Source organism: Catenulispora subtropica (genome assembly GCF_039531675.1).
Classification (GTDB): Bacteria; Actinomycetota; Actinomycetes; order Streptomycetales; family Catenulisporaceae; genus Catenulispora; species Catenulispora subtropica.
In genome coordinates this window covers 22,128-46,906 of the sequence record NZ_BAAAQM010000076.1, presented here as the reverse complement: position 1 = coordinate 46,906, position 24,779 = coordinate 22,128, and the positions used below count along the sequence as shown (strand labels likewise).

At 71.8% G+C, this 24,779-nt stretch carries 23 protein-coding genes; 13 read left to right on the top strand and 10 right to left on the bottom strand.

Annotation, left to right across the window (positions count from 1 at the left end; all coding sequences use genetic code 11):
* From ABD466_RS40340 to ABD466_RS40330, 3 genes are all read left to right on the top strand, one after another.
* Positions 1-665 (top strand): carbohydrate ABC transporter permease (locus tag ABD466_RS40340; protein WP_344662583.1); only part of this gene is annotated, 665 nt, incomplete at its 5' end.
* A gap of 106 nt (positions 666-771) precedes the next feature.
* The gene (locus ABD466_RS40335) at positions 772-1,359 is read left to right on the top strand and encodes a Crp/Fnr family transcriptional regulator (protein ID WP_344662582.1); all 588 of its coding nucleotides are present in this window, start codon (positions 772-774) and stop codon (positions 1,357-1,359) included.
* A gap of 44 nt (positions 1,360-1,403) precedes the next feature.
* The gene (locus ABD466_RS40330; protein WP_344662581.1) at positions 1,404-2,330 is read left to right on the top strand and encodes an NADP-dependent oxidoreductase; all 927 of its coding nucleotides are present in this window, start codon (positions 1,404-1,406) and stop codon (positions 2,328-2,330) included.
* Between the two features lie 223 nt (positions 2,331-2,553).
* Here the strand turns inward: ABD466_RS40330 and ABD466_RS40325 are convergent, their stop codons facing one another.
* The 4 genes from ABD466_RS40325 to ABD466_RS40310 form a co-directional block, all read right to left on the bottom strand.
* Positions 2,554-3,531, bottom strand: a complete 978-nt coding sequence (locus tag ABD466_RS40325; protein WP_344662580.1) for an acyl-ACP desaturase — start codon at positions 3,529-3,531, stop codon at positions 2,554-2,556.
* Between the two features lie 177 nt (positions 3,532-3,708).
* Complete coding sequence (locus ABD466_RS40320) at positions 3,709-5,322, bottom strand: acyl-CoA synthetase (RefSeq protein ID WP_344662579.1); 1,614 nt, start codon at positions 5,320-5,322, stop codon at positions 3,709-3,711.
* Between the two features lie 9 nt (positions 5,323-5,331).
* A complete protein-coding gene (locus ABD466_RS40315; protein WP_344662578.1) occupies positions 5,332-6,456 on the bottom strand; it encodes an acyl-CoA dehydrogenase family protein in 1,125 nt (374 codons plus the stop codon).
* A 28-nt stretch (positions 6,457-6,484) separates the two neighbouring features.
* Positions 6,485-7,675, bottom strand: a complete 1,191-nt coding sequence (locus ABD466_RS40310; RefSeq protein WP_344662577.1) for an acyl-CoA dehydrogenase family protein — start codon at positions 7,673-7,675, stop codon at positions 6,485-6,487.
* A gap of 166 nt (positions 7,676-7,841) precedes the next feature.
* Between ABD466_RS40310 and ABD466_RS40305 the strand changes: the two genes are divergently transcribed.
* Positions 7,842-8,714 carry a DUF5336 domain-containing protein gene (locus tag ABD466_RS40305; RefSeq protein ID WP_344662576.1) on the top strand — a complete coding sequence of 291 codons (873 nt, stop codon included), beginning with the start codon at positions 7,842-7,844 and terminating at the stop codon, positions 8,712-8,714.
* A gap of 1 nt (position 8,715) precedes the next feature.
* On the opposite strand, the gene ABD466_RS40300 is transcribed toward ABD466_RS40305, so the two are convergent.
* The gene (locus ABD466_RS40300; protein WP_344662575.1) at positions 8,716-9,171 is read right to left on the bottom strand and encodes a pyridoxamine 5'-phosphate oxidase family protein; all 456 of its coding nucleotides are present in this window, start codon (positions 9,169-9,171) and stop codon (positions 8,716-8,718) included.
* A gap of 48 nt (positions 9,172-9,219) precedes the next feature.
* On the opposite strand from ABD466_RS40300, the gene ABD466_RS40295 reads away from it, so the two are divergent.
* From ABD466_RS40295 to ABD466_RS40285, 3 genes are read left to right on the top strand one after another with little or no spacing between them, the layout of a single operon-like run.
* A complete protein-coding gene (locus ABD466_RS40295) occupies positions 9,220-10,140 on the top strand; it encodes an oxygenase MpaB family protein (RefSeq protein WP_344662574.1) in 921 nt (306 codons plus the stop codon).
* Between the two features lie 29 nt (positions 10,141-10,169).
* Complete coding sequence (locus tag ABD466_RS40290; RefSeq protein ID WP_344662573.1) at positions 10,170-10,748, top strand: mycothiol transferase; 579 nt, start codon at positions 10,170-10,172, stop codon at positions 10,746-10,748.
* A gap of 56 nt (positions 10,749-10,804) precedes the next feature.
* Positions 10,805-11,239 (top strand): hypothetical protein, encoded by a 435-nt coding sequence (locus ABD466_RS40285; protein WP_344662572.1) that lies wholly within the window; start codon positions 10,805-10,807, stop codon positions 11,237-11,239.
* Positions 11,240-11,344: 105 nt separating this feature from the next.
* Here the strand turns inward: ABD466_RS40285 and ABD466_RS40280 are convergent, their stop codons facing one another.
* A complete protein-coding gene (locus tag ABD466_RS40280; RefSeq protein WP_344662571.1) occupies positions 11,345-12,217 on the bottom strand; it encodes a TIGR03619 family F420-dependent LLM class oxidoreductase in 873 nt (290 codons plus the stop codon).
* A gap of 131 nt (positions 12,218-12,348) precedes the next feature.
* Positions 12,349-13,971 (bottom strand): Rieske 2Fe-2S domain-containing protein, encoded by a 1,623-nt coding sequence (locus ABD466_RS40275; protein WP_344662570.1) that lies wholly within the window; start codon positions 13,969-13,971, stop codon positions 12,349-12,351.
* A gap of 104 nt (positions 13,972-14,075) precedes the next feature.
* Between ABD466_RS40275 and ABD466_RS40270 the strand changes: the two genes are divergently transcribed.
* The 3 genes from ABD466_RS40270 to ABD466_RS40260 all read left to right on the top strand — a co-directional run bounded on the left by ABD466_RS40270 (position 14,076) and on the right by ABD466_RS40260 (position 18,042).
* Positions 14,076-15,236: an LLM class F420-dependent oxidoreductase gene (locus ABD466_RS40270; protein ID WP_344662569.1), complete on the top strand. Its 1,161-nt coding sequence runs from the start codon at positions 14,076-14,078 to the stop codon at positions 15,234-15,236.
* Positions 15,237-15,313: 77 nt separating this feature from the next.
* Positions 15,314-16,870 (top strand): acyl-CoA carboxylase subunit beta, encoded by a 1,557-nt coding sequence (locus ABD466_RS40265; RefSeq protein ID WP_344662568.1) that lies wholly within the window; start codon positions 15,314-15,316, stop codon positions 16,868-16,870.
* 14 nt (positions 16,871-16,884) lie between these two features.
* Positions 16,885-18,042 carry an acyl-CoA dehydrogenase family protein gene (locus ABD466_RS40260; RefSeq protein ID WP_344662567.1) on the top strand — a complete coding sequence of 386 codons (1,158 nt, stop codon included), beginning with the start codon at positions 16,885-16,887 and terminating at the stop codon, positions 18,040-18,042.
* Between the two features lie 122 nt (positions 18,043-18,164).
* On the opposite strand, the gene ABD466_RS40255 is transcribed toward ABD466_RS40260, so the two are convergent.
* Positions 18,165-18,986 (bottom strand): methyltransferase, encoded by an 822-nt coding sequence (locus tag ABD466_RS40255; protein ID WP_344662566.1) that lies wholly within the window; start codon positions 18,984-18,986, stop codon positions 18,165-18,167.
* 169 nt (positions 18,987-19,155) lie between these two features.
* Here ABD466_RS40255 and ABD466_RS40250 point away from each other — a divergent pair, with 169 nt between their 5' ends.
* The 3 genes from ABD466_RS40250 (at position 19,156) to ABD466_RS40240 (ending at position 23,040) form a co-directional block, all read left to right on the top strand.
* Positions 19,156-20,466 carry a M16 family metallopeptidase gene (locus tag ABD466_RS40250; RefSeq protein ID WP_344662565.1) on the top strand — a complete coding sequence of 437 codons (1,311 nt, stop codon included), beginning with the start codon at positions 19,156-19,158 and terminating at the stop codon, positions 20,464-20,466.
* 79 nt (positions 20,467-20,545) lie between these two features.
* Complete coding sequence (locus ABD466_RS40245) at positions 20,546-21,889, top strand: M16 family metallopeptidase (protein WP_344662564.1); 1,344 nt, start codon at positions 20,546-20,548, stop codon at positions 21,887-21,889.
* Between the two features lie 152 nt (positions 21,890-22,041).
* Complete coding sequence (locus ABD466_RS40240) at positions 22,042-23,040, top strand: LuxR C-terminal-related transcriptional regulator (RefSeq protein ID WP_344662563.1); 999 nt, start codon at positions 22,042-22,044, stop codon at positions 23,038-23,040.
* A gap of 107 nt (positions 23,041-23,147) precedes the next feature.
* Here the strand turns inward: ABD466_RS40240 and ABD466_RS40235 are convergent, their stop codons facing one another.
* Together ABD466_RS40235 and ABD466_RS40230 are read right to left on the bottom strand one after the other, a co-directional pair.
* Entirely contained in the window at positions 23,148-23,435 is a 288-nt protein-coding gene (locus ABD466_RS40235) for a hypothetical protein (protein ID WP_344662562.1), read from the bottom strand.
* On the bottom strand, positions 23,432-24,766 hold the full coding sequence (locus ABD466_RS40230; RefSeq protein WP_344662561.1) for an MFS transporter: 1,335 nt from the start codon (positions 24,764-24,766) through the stop codon (positions 23,432-23,434). The genes ABD466_RS40235 and ABD466_RS40230 overlap by 4 nt, the downstream gene beginning before the upstream one ends.
* Between the last annotated feature and the right edge of the window lie 13 nt (positions 24,767-24,779).

Here is a 24,779-nt window from a genome sequence, read left to right as displayed (position 1 = left end):
ACTTCACCTCGGTGTTCTCCGGGACGTCGAGCTTCGGCACCAACATGCGGATCACTCTGGAGGTGGCGTTCGGCGCCACGTTCCTGGTGCTGCTGGTGGCGCTGCCGGCCGCGTACTACACCGCGCGCAAGCGGTTCCGGGGCCGCAAGGCGTTCCTGGTGCTGGTGCTGATCACGCAGATGTTCCAGCCGACGGCGATGGTCGTCGGCATCTACGGCGAGATGCGCGACCTGGGCCTGATCGACTCGGTCTGGGCGCTGATCATGGTGGACGCGGGCTTCAACCTGGCGTTCGCGGTGTGGATCCTGTCGGCGTACTTCGCGGCCATCCCGGCGGAGCTGGAGCAGGCGGCGATGATCGACGGGGCGACGCGGTTCGGCGCGTTCCGGCGGGTGACCATCCCGCTGGCGATGCCGGGCATCGTGACCGCGCTGATCTTCACGTTCATCGCGGCGTGGAACGAGTTCATCGTGGCGCTGACCCTGACGACGAGCCCCGACAAGGCGCCGTTGTCGGTGGCGGTGGACAACTACATCGGGCAGTACACGGTGGACTACGGGCACCTGTTCGCCAGTACGGTCATCGCGACCATCCCGGTGATCGTGCTCTTCGGACTGATCGAGCGCAAGGTCGTCGACGGCCTGACGGCCGGGTCGATCAAGTAGGTCCGAATAAGCCGATTGCCCGCTGACGTGTCCTGAGCCATGTCGGCGGGCATTCCGGCTTTCCGGGAACGGGAATCGTCGCGGGGCGGCGCGGCTTGTTCCTCTCGTGGATCCCTATGAGCGGTTCGCGGCGTTCACCCGGCGGTGGGTGCCGGGGATGCCGGACGAGGAGTTGGAACCGGCCCGCCGGTTCCGGGTGGCGAAGGTGGAGAAGGGGGAGTACCTGGCGCGGGCCGGGGACGCGGATGCGGCGTCCAGCTTCATCCTCGACGGATTGGTGCGGCAGGTCTTCTCCGGACGCGACGGTCGCGAGCGGGTCAACTCGTTCGGGACGGCGGACACCCTGGTGTGTCCGTACCGGGCGGCCCTGACGACGTCGATCTCCGACCTGGCGATCCAGGCGTTGGAGCGGACGTGGTACCTGGCGATCCCGCCCGGCGTGGTGGCCGAGCTCGGCGAGCGCCACGCGGGATGGCGGGACCTCCTGGCGCGGCTGACGGAGATGAAGTTCGTCACCGCCGAGCTCCGTAATCGGACGCTCCTGCTGGACGACGCGACCGAGCGGTACCGGTCGTTTCTGGAACAGTACGCCGCGATCGCCCCACGGATACCGCTCTCACAGGTCGCCGCCTATATAGGCGTGACGCCGGAGGCACTGAGCCGGATCCGGCGGAGGACTTTCGTCACCGCTTGATCCGGGTCAAGGACCCGCGGCCCCGGCGCTCGTAGCTTCGGGGCATGACGATGATGAACGCGATGGCGGTGCACGAGTTCGGCGGCTTCGAGAACCTGGTTCCGGCACGCATCGAGATCCGCGAGCCCGGAGAAGGCGACGTCCTGATACGCGTCAAGGCCGCGGCGGTGAACCCGGCCGACCTGGGGATGCGCGATGGACGCTACGTGTGGCCGGATCCGGTGCGGATGCCGGTCGTGCCCGGCTACGACGTGGCCGGTGTGGTGGAGCACGGGACGGCGCGATTCCCCGCGGGGACGGCGGTGATCGCGTACACGGCGCACACCAAGACCCAGGTCGGGGCGTACGCGGAGTTCGTGACGCTGCCGGAGAGTCTGGTCGCCGAGGCGCCCGGCTCGGTGGACTGGGCGACCGCGGGCGATGAGGACTGGGGCCGGGCGGCGGCGCTTCCGCTCGCGGGGCTGACAGCCCAAAGTGCTTTGGCGCGGTTGGCGATGGTGGCAGGGGAGAGGCTGCTGGTCAATCGGGTGAGCAGCGCGGTGGGGCGCTTCGTGGAGCAGTTGGCCAAGGCGCGGGGAGTGGAAGTCGTTTCCCTGGAAGGGGAAGGGGCGGACGCCGGGCTCGTGGACACCCGGCTCGTAGACACCGGGTTCGTGGACGCCGCCCTCGACGTGGCCGGTGCCGAGGCCGCGCTGGCCGCGTTCGCGCGGGTGAAGGACGGCGGCCGCTACGCGACGATCGTGCCGGAGTTCTGGATCCCGGGCGGCCAGTTCACGGCGGCGCGCGGGATCGAACCGGTCACGGTGTTCGTGGACGAGACCGTCGGGAGCCTCGCGGAGCTGTCGCGGTCGGCGGCGCAAGGGATTCTGCGGCCGCGGATCGCGGCGCTTCTTCCCCTGACGGACGCCGCCGAGGCGCACCGGCGGATGGCGGCCGGCGGCGCGCGCGGGAAGCTGATCCTCGTGCCCTGATAAGGACCGCGCTCGCGAACCGGTCCCCGACAGGCCGGGGGGCAACCTGTCGGGGACCTGCTACCAGGAGGCAGGTCCGGCGGCGGCGAGCTCACGGAGGGCAGGTACGTGGGCGTCGCCGGGGCCGAACCGCTTACTAGAGGTATCGGCACCTTCGGCGGATGACTTTAGGGTTCTGCTTTAGATTTTTTCGCGGCGGGCCGTCGTCGGTCGGAGCCCGGGCTCAGCCCCGCCGGGCGGCCTGCTTCGCCAGCAGCGCCTCGCGCTTCTCGCAGAACCGGGTCGCGGCGCAGTCGAGTCCGTTCAGGAACTCCACCAGTTCGGCGCGCGCGATCTCACCGTCCGGGCCCAGATCGGACCGCTCCAGCGCGCGCGTCTGGCGCAGCACCGGCATGAGCACCTCGTCGTGGTGGATGCGCAGGTCGTAGATCCCGGCCTTGGCGATCATCACCGACTTGCGGCCGAAGTCCTGCAGGCCCGAGCCCGGCATCTGGAACTCGCGCACCACGTTCGCCACCGCGCGCATGGCCTGGTCCGGGTCGAGCTCGAAGGCGGCGCCCAGCAGGTTGCGGTAGAAGAGCATGTGCAGGTTCTCGTCCTGCGCGATGCGGGCCAGCATGCGCTCGCAGTCCGGGTCGCCGCTCATCTTGCCGGTGTTGCGGTGCGCGATGCGGGTGGCCAGTTCCTGGAAGCTCACGTAGGCGATCGAGTGCAGCGCGTCGTAGCTGTCGGGCTGGCTGTAGCCGTTCGACATGTGCGTCATGCGCTCGCGCTCCAGCGCCACCGGGTCCACGGCGCGGGTGGTCAGCAGGTAGTCGCGGATCGCGATGCCGTGCCGGCCCTCCTCGGCGGTCCAGCGGTGCACCCAGGTGCCCCAGGCGCCGTCCTGGCCGAACTGGACGGCGATGGCGCGGTGGTAGCTGGGCAGGTTGTCCTCGGTCATGAGGTTGAGGACCAGGCTGATCCGCGCGATCTCGGGCATGCGGCTCTGGTCCGGGGACCACGGCGTGCCGTTGAGCGGGCCGTCGAAGGTCTCGCCCGCGCTCCACGGGACGTACTCGTGGGGGAACCACTCCTTCGCCGTGGCGAAGTGGCGGTCGAGGTTGGCGGCCACGACCTGCTCCAGCTCGGTGAGCAGGGCGGTCTCGGTCAGCCGGGGCGTGCCGGGGCGGCCCTGCCGGGGCAGGTCGGTGACGGTCATCGGGGCTGCTCCTACACGTTCAGGCCTGGCGGACGGGCCTTAGGGGGACGGTCCTACGGGCCCGAAACTTACGGGTACGTAGGTTACGTTAGCGTAAGTCACCTCGTCGGCATAGGTCCAGTGGCGGGATGTGCGGAGCTGTCAACTGGAATTCGAGGCGGTGTGAGCCGTCTCTCATCATGCGGTGCGCGCGGCCTGTGTGACCAGGTCCTTGGCCCAGGGATAGTCCGGCTTGCCGCTCGGCGAGCGTCGTATATCCGCCACCCGGACCAGGAGCCGGGGGACCTTGTAACCGGACAATCTGGACTTGCAGAACTCCTCCAGCTCGGCGTCGGAGGGGGCCTCGGCGCCGTCGGCGCGCAGCTGGACGACCGCGGCCACGCGGTTGCCGAAACGCTCGTCCGGGGCGCCGGCGACGATCGCGTCGAAGACCCCGGGATGGGACTTCAGGACTGCCTCCACCTCCTCCGGGAAGACCTTCTCGCCGCCGGTGTTGATGCACTGCGAGCCGCGGCCGAGCACCGAGACGGAGCCGTCCGCCTCCAGCGTGCCCAGGTCGCCGAGCAGCACCCAGCGGCGCCCGTCGTGCTCGAAGAACGTCTCGGCCGTCTTCACCGGGTCGTTGTAGTAGCCCAGGGGCACGTTGCCGTGCTGCGCCACGCGGCCCACCTTCCCGTCGCCGGGGGTGGCCGGGCGCTTCTCCTCGTCGAGGTAGACCGTGGTGCGCTCGTTGACCGTGAAGCGCATGCCGCCGGCCGGGCCGCTGCCCGGGGCCGCGTCGCCGTTGAAGCCGCTCTCGGTGGAACCGAAGTTGTCCCGGATGAGGACGTCGGGGAGTTGCGACTGGAGTTGCTCGCGGACCGCCTCGGACAGGATGGCCCCGGCGGAGCTGACCACGATCAGGCTGCTCATGTCGGTCCCGGCCAGCGGGCCGGCCAGCGCCTCGGCCAGCGGACGGCCCATGGCGTCGCCGACCATGGAGATGACGTTCGCCTTCTCCTCGGCGACGGTCAGGAGCACTTCGTGGGCGTCGAACTTCCGGTTCAGGACCACCTTCTGCCCCATGTTGAAGCTGATGAACGTGGCCAGCTGCGCGGCGCCGTGCATGAGGGGCGCCACCGGGAACGTCGAGAGCTGGCCCGCCGCGGGGTCGATGCTGCCGGCTACCTCGGAGGGGGCCTTCATCGGCTCGCCGTAAGGACGCCCGCCGGCCATGCCCGCGTAGAAGATGTCCTCGTGCCGCCACATCACACCCTTCGGCATCCCCGTGGTGCCGCCGGTGTAGATGATGTAGAGGTCGTCGGCGGAGCGGGGTCCGGACGGGAGCAGGCCCTCGCGGTCGTCCGGCTGCCCGTCGACCGCGTCCTCGTAGGTGACGGCCTCGGGCAGCGTGCCGCCGACCGAGACGACCGTCTTCAGTTTCGGCGTCTCGGCCCTGACGGCCTCGAGCCGGTCCCCGAACTCGACGTCGACCACCGCCGCGACGAGATCGGCGTCGTTGTAGAGGTACCGCAGCTCGTCGGCGAGGTAGCGGTAGTTGATGTTGATCGGCACGGCGCGGATCTTCAGGCACGCCAGCACCGCGACCACGTACTCTGACCCGTTGTACATGTGCATGCCGACGTGGTCGCCAACGCCGACCCCGCGGGCCAACAGGAAATGGGCCAGGCGGTTGGCCTCGCGGTCCAGTTCCCGGTATGTCCAGCGCTTCACGCCCCGGACGACCAGCGCCTCCTTCTCGGGGATCTTGTCGACGACGCTCTCGAACAGGTCCGCGAGGTTGAACTGCATGGGGAGTCCTTACTCTGCGAGGTGTGCGCCGATGCGGAGGAGTTGGCGGGTCGCGGTACCGAGGGTCTGCTCGATCTGCTGGCCGCGCACGAAGTAGCGGTGCAGCGGGTAATCGGTGTCGACGCCGATCCCGCCGTGCAGGTGCTGCGCGGCGTGCAGGACGCGGGAGCCGGCGTCGCCGGCGTGGAACTTGGCGACGGCGACCTCGGCGGAGATCTCCTCGCGCGGCTCCGGGTCCCCGCCCCGTGCCTCGTCGTCCAGCAGCCACGCCGCACGCAGCATCGTCAGCCGCAGCACCTGGGCGTTGATGTGGGCGTCGGCCGCCCGCTGGGCCACCGCCTGGAACGAGGCGATCGGCTCGCCGAACTGTTTGCGGCCGCTGGTGTAGCGGGCCGTCATCGCGACCGCCTCCGCGCAGACGCCGGCGGCCTCGGCGGCCAGCGCCAGGTCGCCCAGGTCGCGGAGCCGGTCGACGGCGTCGGCGCCGCGGGCGACCAGCGCCGCCTCGGGGACCGCCGCGGCTTCGAGCTCGAGGTCGGCGTACGGCTGCAGGCCGGTGGCCAGCAGCGGCGTCACCGTCAGCGCCGAGCGCGGGACGAGGAACAGGGCGGGCTCGCCGTCCAGGGCCGCCGGGATCAGGACGCTGTCGGCCAGGTCGCCGTACGGGACCATGGTCTTGGCGCCGTCGAGGACGAAGCGGTCGCCGTCGCGGCGCGCCGTGGTCGTGAGCGAGGCCGGCTCGCCGGGCTCCTCCAGCGCCGCCGTCACCAGCTTGGTGCCGTCGGCCACCTCGGCGAGCAGCTCGTCGTGGCCGCCGAACCGGGCCAGGGGCAGCGCGCCGAGCGCGATCGCCGCCACCACCGGGACGTAGGCGGTGTACCGGCCGGCCTGTTCGGCCAGCAGCGCCAGGCCCAGCACGCCGAGGCCGCCGCCGTCGGGCTCGGGCAGGAGCGCGCCGACCGCGCCGGCCGCGGTGAGCGCCCGCCAGGCCTGCGCGTCGTGCACCGAGCCCACGCCGCCGCCCCGCGCCTCCTTCTCCAGCTCGGCCAGGCGCTCGTTGCCGCAGTGGTCGGCGAGGATCCGGTCGACCAGCTCGACCAGCGCCTGCTGCTCCTCGGTCAGCTCGAAGTCCATGGCGTGCTCCTAGCTCCTCGGTCAAGCCCTAGTGGCGGGGGATGCGGGGCATGTTCAGCCCGAACAAGGCGATGAGGTCCCGCTGGATCTCGTTCGTGCCGCCGCCGAAGGTGAGGATCAGGACCCCGCGGTAGGCGCGCTCGACCCGGCCGGCCAGCAGCGCGCCGGGGGAGCTCTTCTTCAGCGCGCCGGCCGCGCCGAGCACCTCCAGCATCAGGCCGTAGGCCTCGCAGTAGAGCTCGGTGCCCCACACCTTGGTCGCCGAGGCGTCGGCGACGTCGAGCTCCGCGGCCGCCGCGACCTTCCAGTTGAACAGGCGCAGCGCGGACAGCTTGGCCTGGATCCGGGCCAGATGGACCCGCACCCACTCCCGGTCGATGACCCGCGAGCCGTCGGCCAGCTTGGTCTGCCGGGCCCACTCCACGATCTCGATGAACGGCCGCTCCAGCGAGCCCGAGGAGCACAGGGCGACCCGCTCGTGGTTCAGCTGCGTGGTGATCACGCGGAAGCCCTCGCCGGGCTCGCCGACGATGTTCTCGGCCGGGACGCGGATGTCGGTGTAGTACGTGGCGTAGGTGGAGGCCTCGCCGATGGTGTGGATCGGCGTGTAGCTGAACCCCGGATCCGAGGTCGGCACCATCAGGATCGAGATGCCCTTGTGCTTCTTGCCGGTGCGCGCCGGGGCCTCGGGATCGGTGCGGCAGGCCAGCCACACGTAGTCGGCGTGGTCGGACAGCGATGTGAAGATCTTCTGGCCGTTGACGACGTAGTGCTCGCCGTCCGGCTCCAGCACCGCGCGGGTCTTCAGGCTGGCCAGATCGGTCCCGGAGTCCGGCTCGGAGTAACCGATGGCGAACATGCACTCGCCGGCCAGGATCCGGGGCAGGATCTCCGCCTTCTGCTTCTCCGTGCCGAAGCGCTGGATCGCCGGTCCGACGGCGTTGACCGTGAGGAACGGCACCGGGGCACCGGCCCGCTGGGCCTCGTCGAAGAACACGAACTGCTCCACCGGGGTGAAACCCTGGCCGCCGTACTCCCGGGGCCAGCCCACGCCCAGCCAGCCGTCGCGGCCCATCTGCCGCACCGCCTCCCGGCAGCGCGGTCCGCCGAACTCGCCGGTGGACATCTCCTCGGCGACCTCGGGGGTCACGAGCTCGGTGAAGTAGGCGCGGAGAGTGTCGCGCAGCTGCGCCTGCGCCTCGGTGTACGCGATCCGCATGAGAGGAATTAGAACGTGTTACAGCTGCGATGGCAAGAGTTTCTGATGGATCATCAGATCCCTTCCCGCATCGCCCGAACGGCGTGGGGGACGGGCGGCGCGGGGGACCGGCTGGTCGGCTAAGAGGACGCGGCGACCCGCTACCGTCCGGCCGAACGGAGGACCGATGAGCACGCCGAACATGCCGACCGCCTCGGGGGAACCGGACAAACCGACTCCGACTCCGACTCCGACGCCGACTCCGACGCCGACGCCGGTGCCGGCGCCCGAGCCGGTGCCGCCTCCCGAGCCGTCGCCGATCCCTGAGCCGGTGCCCGCGCCGCCCGAGCCGACACCTCCCGAGCCGATACCTCCCGAGCCGACACCGACTCCGGTGCCGCCGCCGAACCCGACGCCGGTTCCGCCCGTCCCGCCGCCGAACCCGACGCCCACTCCGGTTCCGCCGGTGCCGCAGGTTCCGCCGTCCGGCTCGCCGCCTCCGCCCGCGCAGGTTCCGCCGGGGGCGCCCGGTCATCCCGGCGATCCGGTTCCCGCCGGCCGTCCCGGGCACCCCGGCCATCCGGTTCCCGCCGCTCAGCCCGGCCCGCCCGGTTATGACGGTCAGCCCGGTCAGCCCGGTTCCGGGGTCCACCACGGGCAGGCGGTCCGGCCGGGCGCCGTCACCGTCCCGCTCGGCAAGATGCTCTACCTGTGCGTCGCGGCGCTCGGCGTCATCAACCTGTTCCTCGGCTTCGTCTCCAACGACGACCTGATCACCGTGAACCTCTACAAGGCCGGCGTCGCCGTCTTCGCCCTCGCGCCGACCATGCTGTTCCTCGGCGGGCTGGTCGCGGTGCGGGGCTGGCTGCCCGGCGAGCGCTCGCCGGGCGCGCTGCCGGCGCTGATCACCAGCGCGATCTTCGTGACCCTCGTGCTGTCCGCGTTCGGCTCGACCGGCGGCGGCGACCTGCAGACCCTGTTCGTGGTGTTCGGCGGCCTGCAGTTCGTGATCGCGTGGCTGGCCTATCTGTTCGACACCGGTGTGATCGCCGGGCGCTAGCTCACATCTTCGAGTGGTCCCAGGACGCGGTGCGCTTCGGGTGGACCCGCACCACGGTGCGCTTGGGCGCCTGCTGTTCGACGAACGGCCGCATGGCCTCGGCGTCGGCGCCGAACACCTCGGGGTACCGCGCGGTCAGCGCCATGCCGAAGGCCACGACGTCGTCGTGGTCCTCGATCAGCTCGGCCTCGCCGTAAACCGTGACGCCCCGCAGCTCGTTGTACGCCACCCCGTCCTCGACCAGGCACGTGATCCGCGGGTCGCGCCGCAGGTTCACCGTCTTCTGCGCCTTGCCGTAGGTCCAGAACGCCAGGTCCCCGTCCATGACCGCGTAGTACATGGTCACCAGGTGGGGCGTGCCGTCGGGGTTGATCGAGGCGACCTGGAGCTTGCGCGCCGAGGCCAGAAACGATTCGATCTCATCATCGGACATCCGGATGCGGTCCCGCTGACTCATGCCGGAAAGTAGAACAGGTTTCGGTTGATGACGGCAAGGCTCCGGAAGGTGTCGGACACCGGTCCGGCGCGCGCTGTGCGGCACTACGTCCGGCGCGAGGTCTCCCTGACGGTGCACGGCGACCAGGGCCTGCACCTGGAGCGCTACTCCGGCCCGCCCGGCGACCCGGGCCTGTTCGGGCCGGACAGCGTCACCTGGCGCGTGCACGCCGACGCCCCGGGCATGCTGATGGGAGGCTTCGCCTCGCTGATGCTGCAGTCGCTGCACCCGCTGGCGATGGCCGGCGTCGACCAGCACTCCGACTTCCGGCGCGACCCGATCCGCCGGCTGAACCGGACGGTCGCCTACGTCGTCTCGACGACCTTCGGCTCCACGGAGGTGGCCGAGGCCGCCATCGCGCACGTGCGCGACCGCGTGCACCCGCACATCCACGGCACGGCGCCGGACGGCCGCCCCTACAGCGCCTCGGATCCGCACCTGCTGACCTGGGTCCACATCGCCGAGGTGCGCTGCTTCCTGGCCGGCTACGAGCGCTTCGGCGCGCCGACGCTCACCCCCGCCGAGCGTGACCGCTACTACCGCGAGACCGCCGAGCCGGCGCGGCGGCTGGGGGCGCGCGACGTCCCGGAGTCCGCGGCGGAGGTCGCGCGGTACCTGCGGGACATCCGCCCCGAGTTGCAGATCACCGAGGCCGCGATCGAGGGCATCCACTTCATCCGCACCTTCGGAGCCACCCCGCTGGAGCGCGCCGCGTCGCGGATCCTGATGAACGGCGCTGCGGCGCTGCTGCCGGACTGGGCCCGCGATCCGCTGCGCCTGGGCCGTTCGGACTTGGCGCGCCTGCTCGTCGACCGGCCGCTGGCCCAGGCCGCGGGCCGGGCGCTGCGGTGGGCGATGGAGCCCTCGGACATCGTCGGCGCCGCTTACGAGCGCATGGGGCGGACGCCTCCCGGCCGGCGCGAGCGCTGATCGTCACCGGGGCGTCTACGGTGGGGATCATGGCGAACGACGACTATCCGTGGGAACCGCCGCTGGCCGGCACCGAGACCGAAGCCCTGCTCGGCGCCTTGGACCGACTGCGCTGGACCTTCCGCTACAAAGCCGACGACCTGGACGAGGCCGGCCTGGGCACCCGCGTCGGCGCCTCGACGCTGACGCTCGGCAGCCTGCTGAAGCACCTGGCCTGCTGCGAGGACTACATGTTCACGGCCAAGATGACCGGCGAACCGATCGGTGCGCCGTGGGACCTCCTGGGCTGGGACGGCTCCGAGAGCTGGGCGTTCACCTTCGCGGCCGACGGCCACACCCCGGAGGAGCTGTACGCGTTCTGGGACGGCGCGGTCGAACGCTCCCGGGTCCGCGTGGCCGCCGCGCTGGCGAAGGGCGGCCTCGACCAGCCGGTGCACGCCGGCCGGGGCGCGGCCAACCTCCGCCGCCTGGTCTGCGACATGATCGAGGAGTACGGCCGCCACACCGGCCACGCCGACCTGCTGCGCGAAGCCGTGGACGGCCGGGTCGGCGAGGACCCGCCGGCCGGGTGGCGCCCGAAGAGCGGAGCCGGCGGGACGCCGGTCTGACCGTCATTCCCCGCCGGGAATCGCCACGCCGCAGCCGCTGTCCCAGAATCGCGGACATGAGCTACGAACCCACCGCCACCGAACTCAAGCAGCTGATCGACGACTACATCGACCAGTGGAACGAGCCTGACACCGCCAGGCGCCACGCTCTGATCCGCCGGGTCTGGGCGGTCGACGGCGTCCAGGTTCTGGTCAACCCGCCGCGGGAGATCCGGGACGGCGCCGCGATGTACGGCATCGCCCACCCGCCCCTGGTGGTCCAGGGCCACGACGCCTTCGACGCCCGGGTCGACCGCGCGTACGAGATGTTCGTCGAGCCCGGCTACGTGTTCGAGCGCTCCAGCGAACCGGTCCGCCAGCCGGGCGCGGCCGTGACGTTCAGCTGGGTGATGCGGAACCGCGCCGACGGCACGGTGGCCGGTGCGGGCCTGGAAGTCCTCACGTTCGCGGAGGACGGCCGGATCCGCACCGACCACCAGTACGTCGGCTAGTGGCGGCCATCGCGGCCGTGCGCGTCGAGGGCCCCGACGCGCCTGCGGCCACTCCGCTCCGGTTCAGCCGGCGCGCGAGGCACTCAGCCGGCCCGCCCGAGGCGCTCAGCCGGCCCGCGCCGCCCAAGCCTCCACCACGACGGAGAGCTCCCGCCAAGCGACCTCCGGCCGCTCCAACTCCGCGGGATCACCGTGGTACGGGTCGAGCACCACCGTCTCCGACCCCAGCGCCTCCAGGCGCACCAAGTCCTCCAGCACCTGCTCCAGCGTCCCGATCCCGGCCTCGCGCTCCGGGTCGGTGACCGGCTTCTCGCTCAGCCGCAGCTTGATGCGGGGCGCGATGGTCGGCAGCGCGCGGCCGGCCTCGTCGGCGAAGGCCGCCAGACGGCCGACGGCCTCGGTGATCCAGTCCATCGTGAAACCGAGCGGGTGCCAGCCCGAGCCGGCCACCACCGCGCGGCGCAGCGCCGCGTCGCTGTTGCCGCCGATCCACACCGGCGGCCCCGGCAGCTCCTCCGGGGCCAGCGCGGCCGAGACGCCCTCGACGCCGCCGCCCCAGATCTGGTGCATCTCGTCCAGGTGCTCGTCGGTCAGCCGGCCGCGCCGCTCGAAGCGCACGCCGAGCGCGTCGAACTCGCGCCGCGCCCATCCGACGCCCACGCCCAGCACGAACCGGCCGCCGGACAACCGGTGCAGGCTGGCCGCCATCTGCGCGGTCAGCGCGGGCTGCCGGTACGGCATGATCAGCACCGTGGTGCCCAGCCGGATCCGCGAGGTGCGGCCGGCCAGCCAGGCTAGCGTGGTGAACGGGTCGTGGAACGGCCCCGGATAGCGTTCGGCCACGTCCGGCGTGACCAGCACGTGGTCCGACATCATCAGCAGGTCGAAGCCCAGGCCCTCGGCGACGTGCGCCCAGCGCTCGAGGACCTCCACCGATGTGGACGGACCGAAATTCGGGACGTTGACCCCCAGCCGCACGGCGCGTGATTCCCTTTCGCTCGCCTCCGGTCCGCTCCGGACCGGCACCCAGTAATACAACAGTGGCGCGTAGCGTCTCCTCAACGGGTGGGCAAACTATCGCGCCGGGCGCGGTTGTTCCCCGCCGAGGCTCAGGAAACGGCCGGAGCCTCCACCGGGATCTCCGGCAGGTCCCCGTCCTCGGCCGTCAGCGGCCGCGCCACCAGCTTGCGGTCGTCGCTGGTCAGGCAGCGTCCGGACGCCAGATCGAACTGCCAGCCGTGCATCTGGCAGGTGAGCACCCCGCCGGACACCGTCCCGAACCGGGTCAGGTCGGCCTTCAGGTGCGGACAGTGGCGCTGCACCGCGTATCCGTCAGCCTGGGCCAGGTCGGTGACGTCGCTGGACTCGGCGTAGTACCCCTCGACGTACGTCATGCGCTCTTCGGACAGTGACTTGAAGAACGTGTAGATGTACTCGTTGTAAGGGCCCTTGCGTGAGGCCTGGAACCGGCAGGACAGGAACAGTTCGTTCACCCAGTCCTGGGTCCGGGTGCGCACCAGCTCCTCGATCAGCGGCCGCTCGGCGCGGAACTTGTAGCGGCACTCCGCCTCGCCGTCCCACGCGCCGACGGTCCGCGTCAGGAAGTCGAAGACGATGCGGTCGTCCACCTCGCCGCTCGCCGGGTCGACGGTCTCCAGCAGGATCCGGCCGTTCAGCCCGGCGCAGGTGTGGTCCGCCCACTCCAGCAGCGGCTCGATCCACTCCTTCAGCTGCCCGACCAGGTCCGACTTGTCCTTCGGCAGGCTGTCATGCATCGCGTCGATCTGTGCCCGCGCGCGGGCCTGGTACGCGGTCAGGTACGCCCGCCGCTGCCCGTAGATCTCCTCGATCTGCGCCTGCGGCACCTGCTCGACCTCGCACTTGCCGTCCGCGCCCAGCACCACGGTGGTGCCCGGGACGAACAGATGGCCGTTGTCGTGGCCCTGCTCGCGCATGAACTCCAGGAACGCCAGCTGGCTGGGGAAGACGTTGGTCGGGTCGTCGTCGAAATCGTTGATGGCGAACAGTCCGTCGCGCTCGTCCAGGAAGCAGGGCGGCCCCGCGAACGGGAAGATCTGCTTGGCCCGGTACTGCTCGACGTAACGCAGCGCGCGCGCCATGCCGTTCTCCCGCTTGCGGCGGCCGACGGTGGCCTTCATCCGCTCCGGGAAGTCGTAGACCATCGGGTACCAGATGGCGCCGGAGTACTGCAGGAAGTGCGCGTCGTACGGGCCGAACGCGGCGACCGGGCCGTCCTCGACCGGGCGCGCGTCGTTCTGGTTGAAGATCCGCACCTCGCCGTCGTCGACGGCGATGCCGCTGTCGCCGATCGGGCCGTCGGTCGGCGTGATCAGCGCGTCGATGAGGATCCTCAGGCCGCCGGGCAGCTCGGTGACCTCGCGGTTGCGGGTCTGCACGAAGTTCCGGAAGCCGATCTCCTCCAGCTCGTTGCGCAGGTCCGGCACGGGGAAGTCGGGCAGCAGCACCGTGGTGTCCTTCGACATGTGCGCGGCCAGCCAGCGCGGGTCGAAGTGGTCGTGGTGCAGGTGCGAGACGTACAGGTACTCGGCGTCCCGGATGCCCGCCGGATCGGCGTCGGAACCGAACGCCGAGTTGTCCGGGAAGGGGAACCACGACGCGAAGTACGCGGGGGTGAACCACGGGTCGCAGACGATCCGGCCGGCGGCAGTCTCCACCAGCATCCCCGCGTGACCAATCGACGTGATGCGCATCGACCCAACGTATCGCACCGCCGTACCCCCGACCGGTACTCTGCCAGCGGGGCGGATCACAGGCGGTCGGCCCGTGCGTGCGGGACACGTTGGACCAGGGGGCAGTGAGTCAAGTGATCGTGGACGGGGTTCTGCTCGGCAACCGCACGGACAGCGACCCGGCGCTGACCCTGCGGCTGGCCGGCCTCGCCGACGAGCTCGGCTACCGGGAGATCTGGCTCGGCGAGTCGACCGGGCACGACGCGTTCGCGCTGGCCGTGGCGGTGGCCGCGGCGGCGGGGGACCTGCCGGAGGCGTCCGCTTCCGACGGCGACGACGGCGACGGGGACAGCGGCGACGGCGGCGGCCGTGACGGCACCCGCGCGGCCACCCTGTCCGGCACCGCGAGCCTGGCCGCGAAGGCCCGGGCCGCCGGCGCCCAGCCCGCCACCGCCGACGAGTTCCGCCGCAAGAACCCGGGCGGGAAGCACCGCGCCGCCCTCACCCTGGGCCCGCTGCCGGCCGGCGTGCGCGACCCCGTCACCGCCGCCCGCGGCGCGGCCAGCGTCGCCACGCTCACCGGCCGCCGGGTCGGCCTGGCGCTCACCGCGTCCACCGGCCTGGTGGTGGTCGACTGGCACGGCCGGCCGCGCACCGACCCCGCCACCGTGCTCGCCGAGTCCCTCACCATCCTCGGCCCGCTCACCCGCGGCGACCGGGTCAGCTTCCAGGGCGTCTCGGTCCGCTCCCGCGGCTTCAGCTCCCGTCTGGACTCCTCGCGCGCCTCGCTCACCGTCCTGGCCTTCGGGCTGGAGGCCAGCGAGGTCGCCGTGGGCCGCGCCGACCGGGTGGCCGTGCCGCTGGCCACCGTCGAGCACGCCGCCCGCATCAAGGCCCGGCTGGCCCTGACCGCCGACCGGATGAACCGCGCCGTGCCCCGGCTGGCGGTCTTCCTGCCGACGGTCGTCGACCCGGACCCCGCGTCCCTGGACTGGATCCGCCGCTCCCTGCTGCCCTACCTGGACGCCGACGGCTTCGGCCGGATGTTCGCCGAGGCCGGCCACGGCGAACTCGTGGACCTGGCCCGCGGCGGGGCCCACGAGCGCTCGCTGATGGCCGCCATGCCGGAGGAGGTCCTGCGCTCCATAGCCGCGGTCGGGGACCTCAACCAGGTCTGCTCCGCCTTCGAGGACTACCGGCAGGCCGGCGTCGACGAGATCGTGATGCTTCCGGAGAATCACGACGCAGGTGTGATCGAGCACACCATCCGGGCACTAGCGAAGTAGGAGCCCGCTGGCAGAATCTTTGTTGCAGCGTGTCCCACAACACACGCGCGTACTAAGCAACAAGGGAGTTGCCACATATGACGGAACCCGGCGTGCCACCGCACACCCTTCCGCACCACGATCTGCCCGAGCTGACCGCGGAGATCCTGCGCGGCGGGGCGGAGAAGTACCACGCGGCCAACGAGAAGCGCGGCAAGCTGTTCGCCCGCGACCGGGTCGCCCTGCTGGTCGACGAGGGCTCGTTCGTCGAGGACGGCCGGTTCGCCAACGTGATGGCCGGGGACCTGCCGGCCGACGGCGTGGTCACGGGCACCGCCCGGATCGGCGGCCGCCCGGTGTGCCTGATGGCCAACGACTCGACGGTCAAGGCCGGCTCCTGGGGCGCGCGCACCGTCGAGAAGATCATCCGGATCATCGAGACCGCGTACCGCACCGGGGTGCCGATGGTCTATCTGGTGGACTCGGCCGGCGCGCGGATCACCGACCAGGTGGACCTGTTCCCGGGCCGGCGCGGCGCCGGCAAGATCTTCCACACCCAGGTCCGGGCCTCCGGCTCGATCCCGCAGGTGTGCGCGCTGTTCGGGCCGAGCGCGGCCGGCGGGGCGTACATCCCGGCGTTCTGCGACGTCGTGGTCATGGTCGAGGGCAACGCCTCGATGTACCTGGGCAGCGACCGCATGGTCGAGATGGTCACCGGCGAGAAGACCACGCTGGAGGCGATGGGCGGCGCGCGGGTGCACTGCGCCGAGTCCGGGGTGGGGCACTTCCTCGTCAAGACCGAGCAGGAGGCGCTGGAGACGGTCCAGCGGTACCTGTCGTACCTGCCGTCGAACTGGCAGCAGGACGCCCCCGCCGCCGAGGCCGCGGACTCCCCGGCGAACATCGACCTCGCGACCCTGGTCCCGGCCAGCGAGCGCCAGGCGTTCGACATGCGGCGGTTCATCAAGGGCCTGGTCGACGCCGACTCGTTCTTCGAGATCCACGCCCTGTGGGCCAAGGAGCTCACCGTGGGCTTCGCGCGGCTGGACGGCAAGCCGGTGGGCATCGTGGCGAACAACCCGATGTTCAAGGGCGGCGTGCTGTTCGTCGACTCCGCGGACAAGGCCACCCGGTTCATCCAGCTCTGTGACGCGTTCAACGTGCCGCTGCTGTTCCTGTCCGACGTGCCCGGCTTCATGGTCGGCACCGCGGTGGAGAAGCAGGGCATCATCCGGCACGGCGCGAAGATGATCACCGCGGTCTCCGAGGCCACCGTGCCGAAGATCTGCGTGGTGGTGCGCAAGGCGTACGGCGCCGGGCTCTACGCGATGGCCGGCCCCGGCTTCGAGCCGGACGCCACGATCGCGCTGCCGACCGCGAAGATCGCGGTGATGGGTGCCGAGGCGGCGGTGAACGCCGTCTACGCCAACAAGATCGCGGCGATCGAGGACGAGGCCGAGCGGGCCGCCTTCGTCGCCGACAAGCGGGCCGAGTACGAGACCGACATCGACTTCGTGCGCCTGGCCTCCGAGCTGGTGATCGACGACATCGTCGAGCCGGCCGACCTGCGTTCCAGCCTGATCGCCCGCTACCGCGCGGCCGAGGGCAAGGACCGCTTCTTCTCCCGCCGCCGCCACGGCGTCACCCCGGTCTGAGCGGAGGAACTCCCATGGATCACCGTTTGAGCGAAGAGTACGAATCCCTGCGCGCCACCGTGGAGGAGTTCGCCCACGACGTCGTCGCCCCCAAGATCGGCGACTTCTACGAGCGCGAGGAGTTCCCGTACGAGATCGTGGCCCAGATGGGCCGCATGGGCCTGTTCGGCCTCCCCTTCCCCGAGGAGTACGGCGGCATGGGCGGCGACTACTTCGCCCTCTGCCTGGCCCTGGAGGAACTGGCCCGCGTCGACTCCTCCGTGGCCATCACCCTGGAGGCCGGCGTCTCCCTCGGCGCCATGCCGGTCTACCGCTTCGGCACCGAGGAGCAGAAGCAGCAGTGGCTGCCCAAGCTCTGCTCCGGCGAGATGCTCGGCGCCTTCGGCCTGACCGAACCCGGCGGCGGCTCCGACGCCGGCGCCACCCGCACCACCGCGGTCCTGGACGGCGACGAGTGGGTGATCAACGGCAGCAAGGCCTTCATCACCAACAGCGGCACCGGCATCACCGGCCTGATCACCGTCACCGCGGTCACCGGCACCAAGCCCGACGGCCGCAAGGAGATCAGCACCATCATGATCCCGGCCGGCACCCCCGGCCTGACCGTCGCCCCGAAGTACAGCAAGGTCGGCTGGAACGCCTCCGACACCCGCGAACTGTCCTTCACCGACGTCCGCGTCCCAGCCGCCAACCTCCTGGGCGAGCGCGGCCGCGGCTACGCCAACTTCCTGCGCACCCTCGACGAGGGCCGCATCGCCATCGCCGCCCTGTCCACCGGCCTGGCCCAGGGCTGCGTCGACGAGTCGGTGAAGTACGCCCGCGAGCGCGAGGCCTTCGGCCACGCCATCGGCACCAACCAGGCGATCCAGTTCAAGCTCGCGGACATGCGCCTGCGCGCCCACACATCGCGCCTGGCGTACTACGACGCGGCGAGCCGCATGCTGGTCGGCGAGCCGTTCAAGGCCGAAGCCGCCATGGCGAAGCTGTACTGCTCGGAGTCGGCGGTCACCAACGCCCGCGAGGCGACGCAGATACACGGCGGATACGGGTTCATGAACGAGTTCCCGGTCGCGCGGATGTGGCGGGACTCGAAGATCCTGGAGATCGGCGAGGGGACGAGCGAGGTGCAGCGGATGCTGATCGCTCGGGACATGGGGCTGCCCGGGGCCTGACGCTGAAAGGCTGGTTCAGGGGCGATCTCCGAGAGAACGGCTGTCGGATCGACAGCTGTCGGAGACCGCCCCCTTTTTTGTTTCAGGCCATTGAGACGACGGCGTGCTGCGGACGGCCGGCGTCAGCTCCGAGCCTCCCGAGCCTCCCGAGTCTTCCGGGCCAGCAGATGGAAGAGCCGCGCGAACCCGCGATAGGGATCCCGCAGTCCGGCCTGCCACTCCAGTTCGCACAAGTCTGTGAACTCTTCCGGCGCCGGATCGGCGGTCCGGTGATCGGAGAAGACTCGCACGCCGTGCCAGTCGAGCGGTTCGACGCCGAGCCGGGCCAGCCGTCGCCCGAGATCCTCGGGGGTGTCGGGGCGGGTGGGCAGGTACCGGTCACCCTGCTCCGCCGACGCGAGCAAGGTCGCCAGGGCGCCGCGCCAGTCGCCTTGCAGCCCGTCTCGCAAGGCCAGGGAGTCGCGGTTGACGGTGAGCAGGGAGACCAGGCCGCCGGGTGCGGCCAGTGCCGCCAGCGCGGCCAGCATCGGATCGGGATCGGCGAGGTAGAGCAGGACGCTGTGGCAGCACACCAGGTCGAAATCTGTGCCCACCAGATCGGCGGCCTGTTCGCCGAAGCCCTGAACCAGGCTCAGCCGTCGGCGCACCTGCGCACTCTGCGCGGCGAACCTCTCCCGGGCCGCGGTGAGCAGGGTCTGGTCCGGGTCCACCACGACCACCGAGTGGCCGGCCTGGGCCAGCAGGACCGCCTGCCGGCCGAAACCGCCGCCGATGTCGACGATCCGGCAGGGGCGGTCGGGCAGCCGGGCGAGCAGGGCCCGGGTGACCAGCTGGAACCGGACCTCGCCGCGGATGCCCTGGGCATGGTCGAGGTAGGCGTGCGCCCGCGCGTCGGCCACGGTGGTCCAGGAGTTGGCCGCGGCTGTCGTGGTGAATCCGGTCATGGGTTCATCTTCGGCGCGGGCCGGCCGTGCTGTCCCGGCGACGGCGTGGACGGAACCTGCCCCGGCCGGAACCGACCGCCGCTGGTGGCACTGGCCGGTTCCGCACCGGCGCCCGCTGGCCTCATTTGACCACTATCGGCAGGCGCCCCGGCAAGCGTATTCAACAGATATGGCACCGGTGACAACGGCGGGGAGCACGCATGCGCGCCATCGTGTGGAGCGAGGCGTGCTGGGCAACGGGCTGCGCGTCGTCTTCAGTCCGGACCGCGCCGCGCCGGTCGCCGGCGTCGCGGTGGCCTACGACGTGGGCACCCGGTCCGAGTCCCCGGGCCGAGCTGGATTCGCGCACCTGTTCGAGCACCTGATGTTTCAGGGCTCGGTGGGACTGCGGCGGTCCGCACACGCCCGGTGCGTCGAGCGATCCGGCGGGTCGTTCAGCGGCTCCACGCATCTGGACCACACCATGTACTCCGAGGTGGCGCCCGCGAACGCGCTGGAGCGGCTGCTCTATCTGGAATCGGACCGGATGCGCGGGCTGCGGCTCACCGAGGCCAGTTTGGCCAACCAGATCTCCGTGGTGAAAGAGGAGATCCGGACCAATGTCCTGAGCCGTCCTTATGCCGGCTTCCCGTGGCCGCGGCTGGCCCCCGTCATGTTCGGGTCCTTCGCGAACACCCATGACGGGCACGGCTCGTTCGCCGATCTGGAGGCGGCGAGCCTGGCCGACGCCGCGGAGTTCTTCGACCGGCACTACACCTCGCGCAACGCCGTCCTGAGCGTGTGCGGCGACTTCGACCCCGATCGCGTCGCCCGGCACGTCGAGCGGTTCTTCGAGGACGTCCCGGACCGCGCGGCCCCGGCCCGGGTGGACCTCGGTGAACCGGAACCCGAGGGCGGGCGGGCCTGCTACCGGGACCCGGTGGCGCCGCTCCCGGCGGTCGCCTGGGGCTGGCGGGTACCGGACCCCGTCGGCGCTCTCGCGGACTTCCTGCCCCACGTACTCCTGGCCGGGCTGCTCGCCGCCGCGGACGGCGGCCGGCTGGTCCGCAGGCTGGTGGTCGCCGACCGTAGCGCGACGTCGGTGACGGCCCGGGCGGGTCTGCTCGGCGACGCGTTCACGCTCCGGGATCCCAGCGCGCTGGTGTTCCAGGCCCGGATGCCCGCCGCCGGCACCGCCGACCGGGTCCTGGCCGGTGCCTTCCAGGAGATGGACGTGCTGGCTCGGCGAGGCCCGGAAGCCGGCGAGCTGGCCGGGGTGGTCGCCCAGGCGGTCGCCGGACTGCTCGGCAAGACCGACTCGGTACTCGGCCGGGCCCGGCGGCTGGCGGTGTTCGAGCTGCAGCGCGCGGCTCCGGAGCTGCTCGGCGAGCTGCCCGCACTGCTGGCGGCGGTCGGTCCCGACCGTGTCAGGGGCGCGGCCGCACAGTTGACGCCGGACCGGTGCGTGAGCATCGAGCTCATCCCCGCGGCCGGTGCCTGATGAGAGGGCTTCCCATGCCGGCGCGCGGGCCGGCGGCCACCGTGCCGCCCGGCGGCCCGGCCGTCCCGGCGGTGCTCCCATGAGGCGGCTCCCGGCTCTCGGCCCGTTCGCGCCGCTGCCGGTGCCCGACCATGTGGACACCGCGCTGCCCGGCGGTCTGGCCGTGCTCGCGGTGCGCAGAGCCGGCGAACCGCTGGTCGAGATCAGGCTTCGGATACCGTTCGGCGGGGCCGCCCCGGCCGCCGGCCGACTGCTGGCGCGGACCCTGTTCGCGGGCACGGCGTCGTGGCCCGCCGAGCGGATCGCCGCCTCGGCCCGGGCCGTCGGCGGCACGCTGGACGCCGACGCCGACGCCGACCGGCTCCAGGTCAGCGGCCGGGCGCTGGCGGCGGGCCTGTCCTCGCTGCTCGGTACGCTCGGCGGTGTCCTGACGGAGGCCTCGTATCCTCCCGGCGAGGTCGCCTTGGCCCGCGACCGCCTCCTGGACCAGCTCCGGGTCGCCGGGCGCCGACCGGACCAGCTGGCCGGCGCCGCCCTCGCCCGCCGTATCTACCCCGGACATCCCTACGGGTCGCGCTTCGCGGATCCGGCGGACCTCGGCGCCGTGACCCCCGCGGATCTGCGGGCCCTGCACGCCGCGTTCGTCCGCCCCGGCGGCAGCACCCTGATCCTGGTCGGCGACCTCGATCCGGTGGCCGCCGTCCAGACCGCCGGACGCCGGCTCGCGGCCTGGACCGGGGTGTCGGCGGGCCGCACGCCGCCGCCGGTCCCGCCGCTGAACCCCGGCACGCTGCTGGTCCTGGACCGGCCGGGCAGCTCCCGGTCCTCGCTGCGGATGGCGTTCCCCGCCGTGGCGCGGGGCCACCCCGACAACGCCGCGCTGCGTCTGGCCAACCTCGTCTTCGGCGGCTACTCCGGGTCGCGGTGGACGGCGAATCTGCGCGAGGACAAGGGCTACGCCTACGGTCCGCGCTCGACCGTGCAGGACCTGCCGGCCGGCTCGCACCTGATCGCCTCCGCCGAGGTGGCGGCCGAGCACACGGGACCGGCCCTGGCCGAGACGCTGTACGAGCTGGGCCGGATGGCCTGCCTGCCGCCCCGGCGCAGCGAGGTGGACCGGGCCCGCGACTACACGCTCGGCTCGCTGGCGGTCCTGGGCATGTCCACGCACCGGGACCTCGCAGACCTGGCCGCCGGGCTGGTCGGCGCCGGGCTGCCGCTGACCTACCTGGCGGAGTACGTCGAGCGGCTCGCGGCGGTCACGGTACAGGACGTCCACGCCGCCGCAACCACCTATCTCGCTCCGTCCGGCGCTGTCGCCGTGCTGCTGGGCGACGCCGCCCGGGTGGGGCGTTCGGTGGCGGCATTGACACCTGTGGCGATCGCGGACAGCAGGGAGAGAGATTTCAGTGAATACCCCTAAGACTCGGTCGGGTGACCCGCGACGGATATCCGCGGGCGACTCTGTGCGTCTTGACGCGAAATTTCGAGATATCTATGCTCGCACTCACTGGCCACGATGCGGGGGCTGGAGCGTCGGCCGGCGATCACGTCGGGCTGCTTCAGGGGGCGTCGATGTTCGAAGGCCTGGGCTTATCCGGCCGTGCCGAATCCGTCTATCTGGCGATGCTCGAACATCCGGAGGAAGACCTGGGACAGCTGGCTCGCAGGCTCGGTGTCGGCGGCGACCAGATCCGTGAGGCCCTGGACGAATTGACCGACATCTCCCTGCTCCAGGTCTTCCCGGGGCGGCCCGCGCCGAAGGCGGTGCGCCCGGAGGTCGGGCTGTCGATGCTCGTCGCCCGGCAGCAGGCTGAGATGGCGCGCCGGCACCAGCAGATCGAAGAGGGCAAGGCCGCCCTGTCGCTGTTGCTGGCCCAGCGCGCGGAGAACCGGTCGCAGCCCCCGGACTCGGGAGTCGAACGGCTGCTGGGTCTGGACGCGATCCGCGACCGGCTCGGCGAGCTGGCGCGCAGCTGCCAGTGGGAGGCCAGTTCGTTCATGCCGGGCGGAGCCCAGACTGAGGAGAACCTCGACGCCAGCCGGGCTCTGGACGCCGAGGCGATCGATCGGGGCGTGCGGTTGCGGACCATCTACCAGGACAGCGTGCGCAACCACAAGCCGACGCTGGAGTACGCGCAGTGGCTCGGCGAGCTCGGCAGCGAGGTGCGCACCACCGCCAGCCTGCCGTTGCGGATGCTGGTGGTGGACCGCCGCGTGGCCGTCGTGCCGGTGGACTCCGAGGACAGCGCGGCCGCGGCGATCGTGATCACCAGCGACGGCATCGTCACCGCGCTGACCGCGTTGTTCAACGCGGTGTGGCGGGGCGCCTCGCCGCTGGGCGCGGCCCGGCGCCGGGACAACGACGGGCTGTCCCAGCAGGAACGGCAGGTGTTGCGCCTGCTGGCGGCCGGGCTGACCGATGAGGCGATCGCGCGGCACATGGGCGTCTCGGTGCGCACCTCGCGCCGGGTCGCGGCGGATCTGCAGGCCCGGCTGGGCACGCGGAGCCGGTTCCAGGCCGGTGCGCACGCCGTCACCCGCGGCTGGATCACACCGGACGACCTGGAGTAGGCGTAGCGCCGGACCGGGGGGAGCTGTCGTGCGTTCCCGTCGTGCGTTCGCCGAGCGTTCCCGCCGTGCGTTCCCGTCGTGCGTTCGCCGAGCGTCCCTCGCACGTTTCAGGGTCCTGCCGACGTCGAGCGCACCGACCACCGTTCGTCGGCGGCGACGCTGGCCATCGTGCGCCGGCACAGCTGTTCGGCGTGCATGGCCGCGTCCACCCGGTCGGCCGCGATCAGGAAGAGCGTGAACACCACTGATCCGGCGCGCACCCGGATGTTCGCGTGCTGCAGGCAGTCGGCGCCGGCGGCGCTGCGCGTCAGTTGCTCGCGCAGCGCCGCTTCCGAGTGCTCGGCGGCATCCGGCAGGTCGATGATCGTCCTGGTCATGTACACGGTGGTCGTCACACGGTGAGTGGCCGGTCCGGGGCCCAGCGGGTCAGCGCCCAGCGCAGGAGCTGCGGTACGAGCACTCCGGCCATGACGGCCGCCGCGGCGACCATCGCCGTCCGGGGGCCGAAGGCGACGGCCAGCGCTCCGCCGGCCGGCACCCCGAGCAGGCTGGCGGCCTGCAGCTGGACCATCGCCGTCGCCATCACCTGCGCGATCCGGTCGGGCGGGGCGGCGCTTTGCAGGGCGCCGAAGACCGTGGCGATCAGCAGGGTGCCGCCGAAGCTGCCGCCGAGCTCCAGCAGCACCAGCCCGGCCGCGGCGACCGGTCCCGGCGCGGCGAACGGCAGGACCGCCAGCGACAGGACGCTGGCCAGCGCGCCGAGCGCGACCGTCCGGCCGCCGCCGAGCGCCTTCTGGACCCGGCCGACGAGCAGGCCGCCGGTCACGCCGCCGATCGCCCCGAAGGAGAGCAGCACCCCGATCGTCGACGGGCGCATGTGCGCGGTCCGGACCAGGAAGAGCACGATGACCGGCTGGACCAGGCCGTTGACGAAGGCGACGGTGACCGCCACCCGGACGCCGGACTGCCGGGCCAGGGCCCAGGCCAGCCGCAGGTTCGCCCGCCGGCCCGGTCGCGGCGGCTTCGGCCGGGAGGCGCCGGCGCCGGGATCCGCGCCGGAGTCCGCGGTCGCGCCGCCGTGATCCACCGCCCGGTCGTGCGGCCTCGGGCGGATCCGGGCCAGCAAGACCGCCGAGGCCAGGAAGGACAACGCGTCGGCCAGCACCACGTAGGGCGCCGCGATCCGCGCCATCAGCGCACCGCCGAGAGCCGGACCGCTGATGTCGGCGACACTGCGGGTCGCGGACATCTTCCCGTTCGCGTCCACCAGATGGGCCTTGGGCACGACCTGCACCAGCAGCGGGCTGGACAGCGCCGCGTAGACCCCGAGCGCCGCCGAGGCCGCGGCGCCCAGCACCAACAGCAGGCCGATGCTCAGCGCCCCGAGCCACCACAGCAGCGGTACGCAGGCCATGACCGCGGCCTGGACCAGGTTGCACAACGCCATCAGCGGCGCCCGGGGGCGGCGCAGCCCGTCGGACCACGCCGCCGCCGGGATCCTGATCAGCAGCGAGGGGACGAGCTCGACGGCCGCCAGCAAGGTCATCTGCCCCGCCGTCGCGTCGAGGGTCACGGCGGCGCACACCGGAATCGTGACGTTGCTGACCGCCGACCCGACCTGGGACAAGCCGGTCGCCGTCCACAGCGCCCGGAACGACCGGTCCGGGAACCGCGGCGCGGGGCCGCCGGTCTGTTCGGCGCCGTCGGCCAGTGTCGTCGAAGTCATGTCCCGTCTTCTC